This window comes from Streptococcus sp. Marseille-Q0941 (assembly GCF_943736975.1).
Taxonomy (GTDB): Bacteria; Bacillota; Bacilli; order Lactobacillales; family Streptococcaceae; genus Streptococcus.
Window position 1 is genome coordinate 41,812 of sequence record NZ_CALSFO010000005.1, and the last position, 16,468, is coordinate 58,279.

Below are 16,468 nucleotides of genomic sequence, written 5' to 3' on the forward strand. Positions count from 1 at the left end.
CCTGATAATGTCTTATTTCTTTAATTCTACCAAATTTTCATTAATTCTGCGATAAATTGTAGTCAAGTCAAGCAAAGTTTCTTCGACAGCAGGAGTCAGTTGATCTGCTGTCATACGCCATGACCAGTTTCCGCCAAGAGTAGATGGGAAGTTCATACGAGCTGAACCATCCAATTCAAGTAAGTCTTGCATAGTTGCAATAGCCATGAAGCTAACGGATGAAAATACTGTGCGAAGCATTGCGTGCGGTACTGTTTCATACTCTTTACGGTTCGTGTAACGAGCCATGTACTCACGAGTCGGATCATCAATCTCATCACGGTACCAACCTAGAACAGTGTTATTATCGTGTGTTCCTGTATACATGACAGAGTTATTTGGCGCCAAGTGAGGGCTATCGATACTTTCATCGTCAGGATTGAAGGCAAATTGAAGAATCTTCATCCCTGGGAATCCAGTACGCTCACGAAGTTCAATAACTTCGTCAGTCATAAATCCAAGGTCTTCTGCGATGATGTTCAAGTCACCAAGTTCTTCTTTAACCGCTGCAAAGAGTTTGTAGTCAGGTCCTTTTACCCATTTACCAGGTGCTGCTGTTTCAGAACCAGCAGGAATTTCCCAGTAAGACTCAAATCCGCGGAAGTGGTCAATACGAACGATATCGTAGATTTTGAAGCTTTCACGCAAGCGTTCAATCCACCATTTGTAACCATCTTTGTCCATCGCTTCCCAGTCATAGATTGGATTCCCCCAAAGTTGACCGTCTGCAGAGAACTCATCTGGAGGGCATCCTGCAATATGAGTCGCTTTCCCGTTTTCATCTGTTTTAAAGAGATGTGGATTTGCCCACATATCGCTTGAGTCCTCAGCTACGTAGATAGGCATATCTCCGACGATTTCAATGTGGTTTTCGTTAGCATATGCTTTCAATTTCAACCATTGTTGGAAGAAAAGGTATTGCGTTACGCGGTGGTAAACAAGTTTGTCTGCCAATTGTTCACGGTAGCTTTCAAGAGTTGAGGCTTTACGAGCACGTGCATCTGCATCTGGCCATTCTGTCCAAGCAAGATTGTCAAAATGCTCTTTGATAGCCATATACTCTGCAAAGAGTTCAAGCCATGATTGGTTTTCCTGAGCAAATTTTTCAAAATCTTTGACATCTCCAACTTCAAGGAAACGTTTGACAGCTTTCTCTAAAAGTGGACGACGTGCATAATAGATTTTAGCGTAGTCAACTTCAGTTGGGTTGTTGCCGAAATCCACACCTTCAAGATCACTTGCTTCCAAGAGACCTTGCTCAACCAAGATACCAAGATCGATAAAGTGAGTATTCCCTGCAAAGGCTGAGAAAGATTGGTAAGGAGAATCTCCGTAGCTGGTTGTTCCTAAAGGAAGGATTTGCCAGTAGCGTTGCTTAGTACGAACCAAAAAGTCAACGAAATCATAGGCGCTTTGACCGAATGATCCGATTCCGTAAGCTCCTGGAAGTGATGAGATGTGCATCAACACACCGCTTTGACGTTTTTTCATAATAGCACCTCAAGTGTTTTTATTGTTAATTACTTCAATTTATGCGCAAACGTTTGCGCTACTTTAAGTATAACCCATTTCCAAAAGAAATGCAAGCGTTTGTAAAAAAGTTTTTATTTTATTTAGATTATTAAAAACAAAATTTACTATATCCTCTTCTATAACTTTTATAATTTTTTCGGAAAAATTGCGCAATCGTTTCCATTTGTCTATTTTCCGAACGTTTTTCTTGATTTTTTACTTTTTCTTCCTATTATAGCGACATTTCACGCTTCTTCTTAATTTTAAACTTTTTAAAAATTTTTCAAAAAATCTCTTGCAACCGTTTTCTGTTTGTGCTATACTATGGTCATAAGGGAAAACGTTTGCGTTTCCTCGAAATTAAAATTTGTTATTCTTTAGGAGGAATACACTATGTCAACTAAATTCATGAAGAGCGCAGCTGTACTTGGTACTGCTACTCTTGCTAGCTTGCTTTTGGTGGCTTGTGGAAGCAAAACTGCTGATAAAGCTGCTGATTCTTCTGCATCAGGAAGTCAAGAAATCACTTTCTACGTTGAAGACCAATATAAAGCATTCGCAGAATCTGCTGCCAAAGCTTACGAAAAAGAAGCTGGTGTAAAAGTTAATATTAAAACTGGTGACCAATTAGGTGGACTTGACAACCTTTCACTTGACAACCAATCAGGTAAAGCTGCTGACGTTATGATGGCTCCATACGACCGTGTAGGTAGCCTTGGTACTGACGGACAACTTTCAGAAGTTACTTTGAGCGACGGTGCTAAAACAGACGACACTACTAAATCTCTTGTAACTGTTGGTGGTAAAGTTTACGGTGCTCCTGCTGTTATCGAGTCACTTGTTATGTACTACAACAAAGACTTGATTAAAGAAGCTCCAAAAACATTTGCTGAATTAGAAGAACTTGCTAAAGATAGCAAATACGCTTTCGCTGGAGAAGAAGGAAAAACTACTGCTTTCCTAGCTGACTGGACTAACTTCTACTACGCATACGGACTTCTTGCTGGTAACGGAGCTTACGTATTTGGTGATAATGGTAAAAATCCTAAAGACATCGGTCTTGCTAACGATGGAGCAATCAAAGGTATCGAATACGCTAAAACTTGGTACGAAAAATGGCCTAAAGGTATGCAAGATACTGAAGGTGCTGGTAACTTGATCCAAACTCAATTCCAAGAAGGTAAAACAGCTGCTATCATCGATGGTCCTTGGAAAGCTCAAGCATTCAAAGACGCTAAAGTAAACTACGGTGTTGCAACTATCCCAACTCTTCCAAACGGTAAAAACTACGCAGCCTTTGGTGGAGGAAAAGCTTGGATCATCCCATCAAGCACTAAAAACCTTGAAGGCGCTCAAAAATTTGTAGACTTCCTTGTTTCAACTGAACAACAAAAAGCATTCTACGATGCAACAAACGAAATCCCAGCTAACACTGAAGCACGTGCATACGCTGAAGGCAAAAACGATGAGTTGACTACAGCTGTTATCAAACAGTTCAAGAATGCTCAACCAATGCCAAACATTTCACAAATGTCAACAGTTTGGGACCCAGCGAAAACTATGCTCTTTGATGCTGTAAGTGGTAAGAAAGATGCGAAAACAGCTGCTAACGATGCTGTAACATTGATCAAAGAAACAATCCAACAAAAATTTGGTAACTAATTGATTGCTTCAAGGGAGATAATTTAAACATCTCCCTTGATTTTTAGATACATTAACAATGTTTTCGGCAAACTTGCTGATTAGCATCGAGCTCTTAGCTCGCATCCTATGAAAGGAGTACTCATGGAACAACAACCAAAAAAAGCAGCCTTGCTTTCATTGATTCCTGGGTTGGGGCAAATCTATAACAAACAAAAAGCTAAAGGTTTTATCTTCCTAGCTGTAACAGTCGTTTTTGTCCTCTATTTTATTGCACTTGCATCACCTGAATTGAGTAACTTGATTACACTCGGTACAAAACCGGGCCGTGACAACTCTCTTTTCATGTTGATTCGTGGTGCTTTCCACTCTATTTTTGTAATTGTTTATTTAGCATTTTATATTTTCAACATTAAAGATGCACATACGACTGCTAAACGTATCAACAACGGTATTCCTGTAGCTCGTACCTTCAAGGATATGATCAAAGGTATTTATGAGAATGGATTCCCATACCTTTTAATCATCCCATCATATGTAGCGATGACATTTGCGATTATCTTCCCTGTTATCGTAACCTTGATGATTGCCTTTACCAACTATGACTTCCAACATTTACCACCAAATAAATTGTTGGACTGGGTTGGATTGACGAACTTCACAAACATCTGGAGCTTGAGTACCTTCCGTTCAGCCTTTGGTGCCGTTCTTTCTTGGACAATCATCTGGGCTCTATCTGCTTCTACTTTGCAGATTGTGATTGGTATCTTTACGGCAATCATTGCTAACCAACCATTTATCAAAGGTAAACGTATCTTTGGTGTTATCTTCCTTCTTCCTTGGGCTGTTCCAGCCTTTATCACTATCTTGACTTTCTCAAATATGTTCAACGATAGTGTTGGTGCTATCAATACTCAAGTAATCCCTCTCTTTGCTAAGGTTCTTCCATTCCTCGATGGAGCACTAATCCCTTGGAAAACAAACCCTACTTGGACTAAGGTTGCCTTGATTATGATGCAAGGATGGCTTGGTTTCCCTTATATCTATGTCTTGACACTCGGTATCCTACAATCTATTCCAAATGACTTGTACGAAGCAGCTTACATCGACGGTGCAAATGCTTGGCAAAAATTCCGCAACATCACTTTCCCAATGATCTTGGCCGTTGCGGCACCTACTTTGATCAGCCAATACACCTTCAACTTTAACAACTTCTCTATCATGTACCTCTTCAATGGTGGTGGACCTGGTAGTGTAGGTGGTGGAGCTGGTTCAACAGATATCTTGATTTCATGGATTTATCGTTTGACAACTGGTACAGCTCCTCAATACTCTATGGCCGCTGCCGTTACCTTGATTATTTCAATCATCGTTATCTCTATTTCTATGATTGCATTCAAGAAACTACACGCATTTGATATGGAGGACGTCTAAGATGAATAACTCAATTAAACTCAAACGTAGACTGACTCAAAGCCTTACTTACCTCTACTTGATTGGACTTTCAATTGTTATTATCTATCCTCTTTTAATTACGATTATGTCTGCCTTCAAGTCTGGTAACGTCGTAGCCTTTAAACTCGACAGTAATGTCAACTTTAGTTTTGACAACTTCAAAGGACTCTTCACTGAAACCTTGTACGGAACATGGTACCTCAACACTTTGATTATCGCTTTGATCACTATGGTCGTTCAGACAAGTATTATCGTCCTTGCTGGTTATGCCTACAGTCGTTACAATTTCTTGGCTCGTAAACAAAGTTTGGTCTTCTTCTTGATTATCCAAATGGTACCAACAATGGCCGCTTTGACTGCCTTCTTCGTTATGGCCCTCATGTTGAACGCCCTTAACCATAGCTGGTTCCTCATCTTCCTCTATGTCGGTGGTGGTATCCCTATGAATGCTTGGTTGATGAAAGGTTACTTTGACACCGTGCCAATGTCTCTTGATGAGTCTGCAAAACTTGATGGTGCAGGACACTTCCGCCGCTTCTGGCAAATCGTTCTCCCTCTTGTTCGCCCGATGGTTGCAGTACAAGCACTCTGGGCCTTCATGGGACCTTTCGGAGACTATATCCTCTCTAGTTTCTTGCTTCGTGAAAAAGAATACTTTACAGTTGCCGTTGGTCTACAAACCTTCGTCAACAATGCGAAGAACATGAAGATTGCCTACTTCTCAGCAGGTGCTATCCTCATCGCTCTTCCAATCTGTACACTTTTCTTCTTCTTGCAAAAGAACTTCGTTTCAGGACTTACAAGCGGTGGCGACAAGGGGTAATATACCCTCGCCACCCTTTTTCATTTTTGTACTTGTACATCGATTCGCTTTTGAGAAATAAGAGCTTGCAGAAATTACCTTGTTAGTTAGTGGACAAATCCTAACAAACATTCACTTTTACCAAGGATTCTACTATCCCCGCTTGAAATAAAAAACATTTCTCTATATAATACTCGTATAGAAAAATGCCTATAGAAAGAGATTTATGTTACCATATCCATTTTCTTATTTTAATAGTATTTGGGGATTTCGTAAGCCCCTATCTCATCGTTTCGGTCTAAATTGGTTTCAACTGATTTTTACCAGTATTTTCTTGATTAGCTTGTCGATGGTGCCAATTGCTATCCAGAACAGTTCTCAGGAAACCTATCCTTTGGAAACCTTTATCGATGATGTCTACGCACCTTTGACGGATAGTGTGGTTCAAGATTTGGCTACCAATGCCCAGATTGTCGATGGTAAGCTAAGCTATACAGGGACAACTCCCCATCAAGCTTCTGTACAAATCGGCGCTACTGCTCCTTCAAGTTTCCCTGAAGAATTACTTCTTAGCTTTGAACCCGAGCAACTCGTCATCAGTAAGCAAGGAAAAGAGTTAACCAGTATCCGCTATCACGCTATTACAACAGAGAGCTTCCAAAACAAGGAAAGCTTGACTCAGGCTATTTCCAAAGACTGGTATCAACAGAATCGTGTCTATATTAGCCTCTTCCTGGTCTTAGTCGCTAGTTCCCTCTTTGGGCTTAATTTTTTCATTGTCGCTTTAGGCGCTAGCCTTTTGCTCTACTTTACGAAAAAATCACGTCTCTTCTCATTTAAGACCTATAAAGAGTGCTATCATTTTATTTTGAACTGTTTAGGATTACCAACTTTCATTACCTTGATTCTAGGTCTCTTGGGCCAAAATATGACGACTTTGATTACTGTTCAAAACATTTTATTTGTTCTATACCTGGTCACTATCTTTTATAAGACTCATTATCGTGATCCAGACTACCAAAAGTAGGAGATTATTATGCCTGTTACGATTAAAGACGTGGCCAAGGCTGCAGGAGTTTCACCTTCAACCGTAACCCGTGTTATTCAAAACAAATCTACGATTAGCGACGAGACTAAAAAACGAGTTCGAAAGGCAATGAAAGAACTCAATTATCATCCTAACCTTAATGCTCGAAGTCTCGTTAGCAGTTATACGCAAGTTATTGGCTTGGTACTTCCAGATGATTCAGACGTTTTCTACCAAAATCCTTTCTTCCCTTCTGTTCTTAGGGGGATTGCACAGGTTGCCTCAGAGAATCACTATGCCATTCAGATTGCGACCGGTAAGGATGAAAAAGAACGTTTAAACGCCATTTCACAAATGGTCTACGGAAAACGTGTGGACGGTCTGATTTTCTTGTATGCTCAAGAAAATGATCCCTTGGTACAACTAGTTGTCAATGAGCAATTTCCCTTCCTCATTCTTGGAAAATCACTTTCCCCTTTTATTCCGCTTGTTGATAATGATAATATTCAAGCTGGTTTTGATGCGACCGAGTATTTCATCAAAAAAGGATGTAGTCGAATTGCTTTCATTGGTGGTACCAAGAAGCTCTTCGTTACTCAGGACCGTCTGACAGGTTACGAGCAAGCTCTTCAAGAACACAATCTACCCCTTGATAGCCAACGTACCTTCTTTGCAGACGAGTTTCTAGAAGAAAAGGGCTATAACTTTAGTAAGCAACTCTTTAAACACAACCCTCAGACCGATGCAATTATCACAACTGATAGTCTCTTGGCTGAAGGTGTATGTAATTACCTCAACGAACACCAGCTTGACGTTCCAGTCCTCAGCTTTGACTCAGTAAATCCAAGGTTGAATCTAGCTGCCTATGTTGATATCAATAGTCTTGCTCTTGGCCGGACTTCATTTGAAACCATTCTTCAAATCATCAATGATGTCAAAGAAAATCGTCAAATCTGCTATCGTCAAGTGATTGCACACAAAATCGTTGAAAAATAAAAACCAACTCTCTTTTTCGAGTTGGTTTTTTTGTATTCTATTTATCTGAACAACTAGTTTTCAACCTCGACAAATCGTCCTAGAATATGGACATTCTCCGAGACAGATACAAAGGCTGTTGGATCAACTTGTTTCATGATTTGTTTAAAATCATTGAACTCCGCACGAGTGATAACTGTAATCAAAATCGCCTTACGTTCGTGGTTATAAGTTCCTTCAGCATCATGAATCATGGTCGCTCCACGGTGCAATTTATTGTGGATTTTCTCAATGACTGCATCTGGATTGCTAGTGACGATCATGGCCTGCATGCGTTTTTGTTTGGTGAAAACTGCATCTGTTACACGACTTGAAACAAAGATGGTAATCATAGAATAGAGAGCATATTTCCATCCAAAGGTCAAGCCTGCAATCAGCATAATTGTACCGTTCACCAAGAAAGAGATGCTTCCGACATTACGACCTGTTTTCTTACGAATGGTCAGACTGACAATATCCGTTCCACCGCTGGAAATGTTATGGCGTAAAGCAAATCCGATTCCTAGCCCCATGACGACTCCCCCAAACAGGGCATTGATGATGGGATCTTCTGTCAAGACCACCACTGGCACAAACTGGATAAAGAACGAGCTCATGGATACCGTGATAAAGGTAAAAATCGTGAACTTATGGCCAATCTGTCGCCAAGCTAAAATCATGAGTGGAACATTGATACAATAGAATGCGACAGAGATTGGGATGTGGAAATGAAACCAATAGTTACTAAGGCTTGAGATAATCTGTGCTAGACCCGTTGCGCCACTGGAGTAAACGTGTCCTGGTTGAAAAAAGAAATTGACTGCTACTGCTGACAAAAAGCCATAAACCAGAGAAGCCGATACTTTCTCATCATATTTTTCCCGAGAGATACTTTGTAAAACTCGTAAGATTTTTATCTGATAAGCAAATCGGCGCAGATAATAGCGCCACCGCTTAATTCGTTTTGCTTGTTTCATCTTGTTCTACTTGTAGATTGAGTTCTTCTAGTTGTTTAAGAGCGACTGTTGATGGAGCTTGAGTCATTGGGTCGGTTGCCTTATTGTTCTTAGGAAAGGCAATGACTTCACGGATATTCTCTTCTCCAGCTAAGAGCATCACAAAACGGTCAAGACCGATAGCCAAGCCCCCGTGTGGTGGGAATCCATAGTCCATGGCTTCCAAAAGGAAACCAAACTGGTCATTAGCTTCTTCAGCCGAGAAGCCAAGAGCTTTGAACATACGTTCTTGGAGTTCTTTTTGATTGATACGAAGGCTACCACCACCAAGTTCATAACCGTTCAAGACGATGTCATAGGCAATAGCACGAACCTTAGCCAAATCCCCTTCGAGTTCATGAGCAGTCTCTGCCTGAGGAAGAGTAAATGGATGGTGGGCGCTCATATAACGGCCTTCTTCTTCAGACCATTCAAACATTGGCCAGTCAACAACCCAAAGGAAGTTAAATTGGTCGTTATCAATCAAGCCAAGTTCTTTAGCAATGCGGCCACGAAGGGCACCAAGTGTTGCATTTGCTACCTCAAGCGTATCCGCCACAAAGAGAACCAAGTCCTTATCTTCAAGACCAAGCTCACTTGTTAAATCGCCTTGAATGGCAGTCAGGAACTTAGCAACCGGTCCGTTCAATTCACCATCAACAACCTTGACCCAAGCAAGACCCTTAGCACCATACTGCTTGGCTACTTCTGTCATCTTGTCAATGTCTTTACGTGAGTAGTTATCTGCTGCACCTTTAACGACGATGGCTTTAACTGCAGGTGCTTCTGAGAAGACTTTAAAGTCCACACCTTTGACAAGATCTGTCAAGTCTTGAAGCAACATGTCAAAACGCGTATCTGGCTTGTCAGAGCCATAAAGAGCCATAGCATCATCATACTTCATACGAGGGAATGGTAGCGTTACTTCAATCCCTTTTGTTTCCTTCATCACACGCGCAATCAAGCCTTCTGTGATATCTTGGATTTCTTGCTCAGTCAGGAATGAAGTCTCCAAGTCGACCTGGGTAAATTCAGGCTGACGGTCTCCACGTAAATCTTCATCACGGAAACATTTGACGATTTGGTAGTAACGGTCAAATCCCGCATTCATCAACAACTGTTTGGTGATCTGTGGACTTTGAGGAAGTGCGTAAAACTGCCCTTTATTGACGCGAGAAGGCACCAAATAGTCACGAGCCCCTTCTGGTGTTGACTTAGAAAGGAATGGTGTTTCCACATCAATAAATTCTAACTCATCCAAGTAGTTGCGGATAGAATGCGTTACCTTGGCACGAAGTTTAAGGTTTTCCAGCATTTCTGGACGACGAAGGTCAAGATAACGGTAACGTAGACGCGTATCATCGTTTGCCTCAATCCCATCCTTGATTTCAAAAGGTGTTGTTTTAGCTGTGTTAAGCACCGTAAGAGTTGTTACATCCAGCTCAACTGCTCCAGTCGCCAATTTATCATTGGCCTGTTCACGTGCTGCAACCTGACCAGTCACCTCGATGACGTATTCACTACGAAGGCTTTCAGCTGTTGCCATCACTTCTGCTGATACTTTTTCAGGGTTGATGACCAACTGCATAATCCCTTCACGGTCACGAAGGTCGATAAAAATCAAGCCACCAAGGTCACGACGACGGGCAACCCAACCCTTCAAGGTAATTTCTTGTCCGATGTGTTCCTCACGAACACGACCAGCATACATACTGCGTTTCATTTCTTCTCTCCTCTTGTATTCTGTTACTATTTTACCATAAAAGCGCAGGCTCTTCATGAAAATCATCAGAAAAGTTGAGAGTTTCCTGCGATAAATAAAAAAATCCAGCAAAGTCATTTGCTGGATTTGGGTTTTCTTTATTTTTTACGCTTTTTTGCAATCTCTTCCGTCTTCTTAGGTAGGACAATTTCTGTCACATAAGCCGTCGCAAATCGTATAACCCCGGCGATAGGAGCAAAGATAACCGCTAGATTATTATAAAAGAAATCTCCCTTAATGAAATAGACAAGTAGACCGATAACAAAGAAGAGAAATACAGCCTGAATGATTGCTAATAATAGTACTCGTTTCATGATTTCCTCCTGAGTCTATTATAGCATGACTATCATTAAAAATGCGATTAAATTATTCAAAGCATGTAGGGCTATACTATAAGCTAAACCACCCTTGCTGATATAAGCCAAGCCCATGCTAAACCCAAGTGAAGCATAAACTAGGAACTGTAGTGGAGTTCCAGGAAAATGAACAAGAGCAAAAATGAGACTACTTACAAGAAGAAAGAGAGCTGTTTGCTTGATGTTATCTTGCTGAGGGAAGACAAAGCGAGCCAACATACCTCTAAAGGTTAACTCTTCTGTCAGGGGTGCAAAGACGACTGCCATGAAGAACGCGAAGAGAGGTTGTTCTTGAGCCAATTGATCTACCATCTGTTGATTGACTGATGGATCATTTGGTAAAAAATTTTCTACAACAATGACAAGAATCCATACCAAGGCAGGCAACCAGATGTATTTGTTAAGAGCCGTTTTTTCTATTGTAACAGTGCCAGTCTTATACCACTTGTAGGTAACGAAGGTGAAAATTCCTGCCAACAAGATATAAATTGGGATAGCAACGTAGTTAGGTGCTCCCATTATCAAGGCGGCTAAACCTACGCCCTGAATAAAACTATAGACCATAAGAAATGATAAGAAGGCAAGGCTATACCAGCCGATATTTTTAAGTGTTTTCATAATATTCTCCTATTTAAAATAACGTTTTGTTTTGCGCAATTGTGCCACATTCATGTACATATGAATAACAACTGCCACCAGCAGAGCAACCAACTGTACTTGCCCCAATACCACAGATAAAGCTACTAAGACAACGTAGATACCAGGAATGAGGAGCTGATTGACCTTGAACAAGATCAAGTAAGCTTCTTCCATCTCAGCCTGTTTTTCTCCCTCATCATAAGTATCGAGGTAGTCCAAAACTTCCTTAGGCGTCGCCATAATAGAAAGTTTGTAGTTGCGAATCTTACTGGTGATTTTTAGGCAGTACACACCTGCACATATACTTACAACTATCAAAAGTAAGGATCCCATTGATAGTCCGAAACTTCCTAAGTCTAAAAGCATACAAGATAGCATACAAATTTGGCAAACATTCCAAGCTACCGCACCATAATCTAAGAAACGATACGTAGCAAGGTAGTCATGCTCGTTTTCTTCATCCTCTTCTTCTCTCTGATAGCTTTGATAGGCTTTATGGCTTTTTCTAATAAAATAAAAGGTTAGCATTGCCGTAATCAGATCTAGACCAAAAAAGATTGAGAATAAGGCAGAGATTACTTGAGTTTGACTGATACCTAAAGGATTAAGACTAAGAACAGCAGCAAGTATTCCTAATAAATTTCCTACAAGAAAAAGCTTCAGTGTAAAAATGATACGTTTCTTTTTCATATTCATCCTCCCTCTAAACTAATCCAGCCAACCACTGACCAAAAGCTTTTCCTGATTCAAAAATAGCGGTCAAGCCTTCTGTTCCAAGTGACACCAAAATCAAACAAACAGCAAGTAAGAGAATAGCTTGGTTTCTAGCTTTTTTTGCTCCATCCCCCAAGGGTTCATTGCCAAGCCAACCTGCTAGATAAGCATAGGCTGTAACTGTTAAAATACCAATCTCCGTTGAAGAAAGAAACAACAAGACTGTCATCAAACGAACGACGTTGGTCTGGATGTTAAAATAATTTCCTAGACCTGCACAAACACCTGCAAGTGCTTTGTTCTCTGTATCGACTTGAAAACCTGCTAAAAACTCTTTCATATTCATTCTCCTTTTTCACTTGCTAGATTTTTGGATTTCTTTTCAATCCAGTCAACTACTGGGATGAGGGCAAAGTAGATCCAAAAGGATTGCTCACTTTGATATAGATTAAACCAGCCTAAGTCTGTCCCGATAATTAGAAACACGCCCACCAATAAAGCTATGGAAACTACATAATAAATCACTTTATACTTGTTCATCATTTTTCTCCTTTTACGATTTCTTTAAACTTTATCTTTCTCTCTACCCATCTAAAGACTAATAGTAAAACTATGTTAATCCAGAAGAGGTATTTACTTTCAACAATTGTAAACCAACCAAATAGGCTTCCAATCATAGCCAAAAGATTTACGATAAACACAACTATAGATAGATAATAAATCACTTTATACTTGTTCATCATTCGTCCTCCTCCAAGCGAAATACCGATTCGACTGTTTCGTTGAAAATTTGAGATATTTTCAGGGCAATGATAATGGACGGAGTGTATTCATCCCTCTCTAGCAAACTAATGGTCTGTCTGGAAACCCCAGCTAGCTTGGCTAGGTCGGTTTGATTGAGACCATCGCGAGCCCGAAGCTCTTTTAGACGATTTTTAAGTTGCATGTTACACACCTACTCTCCGTCAAATTCAACGGTTTGGATATCCTCAATGCGTTGTAGTTTGAATTTTTCTTTTCCTTTTTTATTTACACGGCGTAGCTTGACCCACTCCTCATCAACATCTACAACTTCCCAATTGTCTGTCCCAAAAACTTGTCCAAAGATTGTTGGTTTTTTCCCAATCAATTCTTTTAATAATCTTGACATTTCTTTATTTCCTTTCTGTTTTTGCTCAATTCTTTTGATTTTATTCTCTAGTTTCTTGACCCTTTGGGTATGATAGAGATAAAACATAAACACAAGAGGTACAAATCCTAATGCCCACATAATTGTTCCTTTCTACTATACTTTTCTTAACTTGATTTCATTGTAACACATCTTTTTATTTTTGACAAGTATTTTTGTCAAAAAGTTTAATATTTTTGTCATTTTGCAAAAGAAAAAGGTCAGGAGTGGTATCCTGACCGTATTTTTTCTTATATTCGATAGAAGATTGCTTACTCAGCTGATGCAGCATCTTGACTTTCTTTCAGCTGCTTTTTATCATCCTTTTTATAATCTTTTCTGACGATATAGAGCGTTGTTAGACTGATTAGCGTCAATATAGCTCCTGTAACCCTTCCTTTTTGAGAGAAGGTAAATTCTACTTTGTGTTGTCCAGAAGTAATCGGGAAGGAAATAAAACTATTCCATGCTTTTGTCACAGGGACAGCCTTTCCATCCACTTTCACCTTCCAACCCTCACTATAAGGGATAGAGGTCATCATAAATTTGCTGTCATCAGTAATATTCACGGAACCAACAATATGAGTATTTGAAAACTTCTCAACTTGCAGGCCTTGTGCTTTTCGTTTTTCTAATGCACTTTGAATTTGACTGATTTCTGCACGATATACACCTGCATTTGAAAGGTCAACCTCGTCTGTTTTAAAGCGAAACTCAAGCACAGATTCTTGATTCTCCGCCTTGTCTGCGATTTGCCATAGTTGACGTTGCGTATTTCTCTTGGAATGAGTGAACCACTTGCCGTTCAGAAGGACGGAGTAATCTTTCTCAGAATTTAGACTTGCTGGTACGAAGAAGTAATAGGTCAAGTTTGTTCGAGGAGTAATTCGGTAGCGAACGACTGCATCCTTAGAAGAATCCACCCGCTTGTAGACTGCAGTTCCTTTTTCTTTGTCGACATTTTCCTCAGTAAGATTTTCTGTTTCAATTGCGCTAAAAGCTAGGGGCTTAAAGTAATCAACGTAATTCTCCTGGCCTTTTTCAATTCCCTCCATAGAGTTGAGAATCTTATTCTGGTTTTTTACAGCATTATTAAAGTCAAGCTGTAAATTTGTAACCAATTCATTTACTCCAAAAGCAATTGGGAAGGAGTTAGGATTTTTATAAACACGATAGCGTTCATCTTCATAGACCTTCTGCGTAAAATAACGCTGCATATCAAAACGACTGGCAAAACGTGTGAAATACATTCTCTCAGGATGAGCTTCTTTCTCAGTAGGATCTAGGTCTTTGACATCCATATAGTAGCGAACACCGTATAAGGCATCCGTCAGAGGAGTTCCATTTTCGTATTCATTTGCTTCATCGCCCCCTTGGTCACCCATATAGGCAAATTGATTCATAGTGGACCTCTCCAAATTTGAACTAAAAGTACTCAACCCTGGATAACCTATCAGAGATGGAGTTGTTCGAGAATAGGCAAATGTCGTTGCAATTCTATAGAAAGGCTGATCTGCATTTTCTTGGATTTTATCCGTCACACGTTTAACCGAGAGCGTTCCATCCACAAATTTATCAACATTTGCATAACTAAAGGTCACCTGTGATAGATAGGCATTGTATCCTAGCTCAAATACTGTCAGAGTTGATAACAAGACGACAGCTAAGCGAAGCATTCGTGGACGTAGCAAGGCTAGTACAGCTAAGTAAATGAGTAGAGTTAAGACTACACGAGAAAAGAGATAACCTGTTTGTAACAATAAAACTAATACGACCACAAATCCAGTCGCAATCAGCAATACCCTTTCCTTTTCTTTCTGGGATTTGGCTGAGTGTTCCCAGTATAGATAAAACCCAGCAGCTGTAGCTGATATAACCAGTATCAGGAAGGCAATAAAATGGCCATTAATAAAGAGAGTTAGAGCCTCAGGTTGTTTCTTTGGCAGATAGGTAAAGTCTTTAGTATAGAGGTAGATTGCTGATAAGACTAGGGCTACAACTGACAGTAATTTCCCTCGGCGAGAGATTTTAAATTTTTCTTTTAATGCTTGATAGGCTAGAAGCAACATGAAGAAAGAGAATAACCATGAAAAGCGGAAGAAAAATCCAGCAGGGTTTTGTCCCATATGCCAAATCTTACTAACAAATTCGTTTACAAAGGAAGTAAAGAAGATGAGAGTAACCACTCCCGCAGCCCATCTTCTTTCTTTGATTATCTTGTTTGATACAAAGTACAAGATAAAGCCGATAAAGCCGACAGCTCCAATATAGATATTTGGTAGGTTTGGTCCAGCTGCCCATCCTGATTGAGCATCAAAACCCCCGATAGTTAGTTTGGATAGAATGTCCAAGGGATTAATCTGAAAGGCCATGGAAAACGTCATGGCTCCTCCTGCTTGTCCCTTACTTTCAATCAAGTTGAAAAATACTGGAACAAATAAGATCGAAGCTGAAGCAGCCCCTAGGATAGAGTAGAGAAAGACATCCCATAATGGTTGAAGGTAATGTTTGAGTTTTACTTTCCATGTCCCTTCTACTGATAGGCGAGGCGAAAGATAATAGCAGGCATACAAGACGACAAATAGCGATATCATATAGCCCATGTAGAATTGAAGGAATACCGTAAGACCAAGTACAAAGGCATATGGATAAGCCGCTTTGCCATCTAACAACTGCTCTAGATATAGGATGACGAGAGGAAGCATGAACATGGCATCATAAAAGATAACATTCATCTGGTAGGATACCAACATGCCAGACAGGGCATAAGCTGTTGCAAACAAGGGAACCATCCATCGTTTTGACTCTGCGCCCTTATAACGTTTAATCAGGAGATGAGCAAAGGAAAGCCCAAAAGCTCCATATCTGAGCCAGATTGTTAGAAAAACAGATAATCCTATGTAGTTTAAAGGCAGAAGAACATAAATAATATTGAAAGGGCTCATCAAATAATAGCCCAACTCACCAATCATATCTCCACCGATAGATTTAGTAAAGGAGTATGACAGACTGCTTAAATCACCAGATAGAATGGCATTCTTTAGCAATCCATAAAAACTAATGTACTGCTGATCAAAGACAATGGTCATTAAACTTTTATTTCCAAAAGGATAACTCCCCATGAAAAACCATACCACCAGCATGATGGTCATCGGTAGCAAGGCACTACTGACATAAAGGATACCCTTCGGATATTTTTCCTTTACTTTCTGCCAATGTGTCAACCAATTTTCCATTATTGATTTCTCCTCTATGTTTTTAGCCAACTTCTGTTTGCTGTTTGCTACCGGCTATGTTAGCCAGTATTGTAATGTTGGCTTTGTAACTTCTTGATAAGTGGGGTT

General features: G+C 40.0%; 16 protein-coding genes and 1 pseudogene. 5 read left to right on the forward strand and 12 right to left on the reverse strand.

Annotation, left to right across the window (positions count from 1 at the left end; genetic code table 11):
* Nucleotides 1-12 precede the first annotated feature (12 nt).
* Nucleotides 13-1,530 (reverse strand): 4-alpha-glucanotransferase, encoded by a 1,518-nt coding sequence (malQ, locus tag NGI26_RS06020; protein ID WP_251937582.1) that lies wholly within the window; start codon nucleotides 1,528-1,530, stop codon nucleotides 13-15.
* A 414-nt stretch (nucleotides 1,531-1,944) separates the two neighbouring features.
* Here malQ and NGI26_RS06025 point away from each other — a divergent pair, with 414 nt between their 5' ends.
* The 5 genes from NGI26_RS06025 to NGI26_RS06045 all read left to right on the forward strand — a co-directional run bounded on the left by NGI26_RS06025 (nucleotide 1,945) and on the right by NGI26_RS06045 (nucleotide 7,472).
* Nucleotides 1,945-3,213 carry an extracellular solute-binding protein gene (locus NGI26_RS06025; RefSeq protein WP_251937585.1) on the forward strand — a complete coding sequence of 423 codons (1,269 nt, stop codon included), beginning with the start codon at nucleotides 1,945-1,947 and terminating at the stop codon, nucleotides 3,211-3,213.
* Nucleotides 3,214-3,336: 123 nt separating this feature from the next.
* The gene (locus NGI26_RS06030; protein ID WP_502961306.1) at nucleotides 3,337-4,626 is read left to right on the forward strand and encodes a carbohydrate ABC transporter permease; all 1,290 of its coding nucleotides are present in this window, start codon (nucleotides 3,337-3,339) and stop codon (nucleotides 4,624-4,626) included.
* Nucleotide 4,627: 1 nt separating this feature from the next.
* Complete coding sequence (locus NGI26_RS06035; RefSeq protein ID WP_251937592.1) at nucleotides 4,628-5,470, forward strand: sugar ABC transporter permease; 843 nt, start codon at nucleotides 4,628-4,630, stop codon at nucleotides 5,468-5,470.
* A 205-nt stretch (nucleotides 5,471-5,675) separates the two neighbouring features.
* A complete protein-coding gene (locus NGI26_RS06040; protein ID WP_251937595.1) occupies nucleotides 5,676-6,476 on the forward strand; it encodes a DUF1189 domain-containing protein in 801 nt (266 codons plus the stop codon).
* A gap of 9 nt (nucleotides 6,477-6,485) precedes the next feature.
* Complete coding sequence (locus tag NGI26_RS06045) at nucleotides 6,486-7,472, forward strand: LacI family DNA-binding transcriptional regulator (RefSeq protein ID WP_251937597.1); 987 nt, start codon at nucleotides 6,486-6,488, stop codon at nucleotides 7,470-7,472.
* Between the two features lie 53 nt (nucleotides 7,473-7,525).
* Here NGI26_RS06045 and NGI26_RS06050 read toward each other — a convergent pair whose 3' ends face one another.
* From NGI26_RS06050 to pgfM1, 11 genes and pseudogenes are all read right to left on the reverse strand, one after another.
* Complete coding sequence (locus NGI26_RS06050; protein WP_251937599.1) at nucleotides 7,526-8,467, reverse strand: YitT family protein; 942 nt, start codon at nucleotides 8,465-8,467, stop codon at nucleotides 7,526-7,528.
* A complete protein-coding gene (gene aspS, locus NGI26_RS06055; protein WP_251937602.1) occupies nucleotides 8,445-10,208 on the reverse strand; it encodes an aspartate--tRNA ligase in 1,764 nt (587 codons plus the stop codon). Before aspS ends, NGI26_RS06050 begins: the two co-directional genes overlap by 23 nt.
* A 137-nt stretch (nucleotides 10,209-10,345) precedes the next feature.
* Nucleotides 10,346-10,561, reverse strand: a complete 216-nt coding sequence (locus NGI26_RS06060) for a hypothetical protein (RefSeq protein WP_251937605.1) — start codon at nucleotides 10,559-10,561, stop codon at nucleotides 10,346-10,348.
* A gap of 18 nt (nucleotides 10,562-10,579) precedes the next feature.
* Nucleotides 10,580-11,221, reverse strand: a complete 642-nt coding sequence (locus NGI26_RS06065) for a CPBP family intramembrane glutamic endopeptidase (RefSeq protein WP_251937608.1) — start codon at nucleotides 11,219-11,221, stop codon at nucleotides 10,580-10,582.
* 9 nt (nucleotides 11,222-11,230) lie between these two features.
* Nucleotides 11,231-11,932, reverse strand: a complete 702-nt coding sequence (locus tag NGI26_RS06070; protein WP_251937611.1) for a DUF3169 family protein — start codon at nucleotides 11,930-11,932, stop codon at nucleotides 11,231-11,233.
* 13 nt (nucleotides 11,933-11,945) lie between these two features.
* Nucleotides 11,946-12,296: a PspC domain-containing protein gene (locus tag NGI26_RS06075; RefSeq protein WP_251937614.1), complete on the reverse strand. Its 351-nt coding sequence runs from the start codon at nucleotides 12,294-12,296 to the stop codon at nucleotides 11,946-11,948.
* Between the two features lie 2 nt (nucleotides 12,297-12,298).
* On the reverse strand, nucleotides 12,299-12,496 hold the full coding sequence (locus tag NGI26_RS06080) for a hypothetical protein (RefSeq protein ID WP_251937617.1): 198 nt from the start codon (nucleotides 12,494-12,496) through the stop codon (nucleotides 12,299-12,301).
* A complete protein-coding gene (locus tag NGI26_RS06085) occupies nucleotides 12,496-12,696 on the reverse strand; it encodes a hypothetical protein (protein WP_251937822.1) in 201 nt (66 codons plus the stop codon). The genes NGI26_RS06080 and NGI26_RS06085 overlap by 1 nt, the downstream gene beginning before the upstream one ends.
* Nucleotides 12,696-12,902 carry a helix-turn-helix transcriptional regulator gene (locus NGI26_RS06090; protein ID WP_001176227.1) on the reverse strand — a complete coding sequence of 69 codons (207 nt, stop codon included), beginning with the start codon at nucleotides 12,900-12,902 and terminating at the stop codon, nucleotides 12,696-12,698. Before NGI26_RS06090 ends, NGI26_RS06085 begins: the two co-directional genes overlap by 1 nt.
* Before the next feature lie 9 nt (nucleotides 12,903-12,911).
* A pseudogene (locus NGI26_RS09265) lies at nucleotides 12,912-13,379 on the reverse strand (hypothetical protein).
* 17 nt (nucleotides 13,380-13,396) lie between these two features.
* Nucleotides 13,397-16,360, reverse strand: a complete 2,964-nt coding sequence (gene pgfM1, locus NGI26_RS06100; protein ID WP_251937623.1) for a glycosyltransferase PgfM1 — start codon at nucleotides 16,358-16,360, stop codon at nucleotides 13,397-13,399.
* Nucleotides 16,361-16,468: the final 108 nt, after the last annotated feature.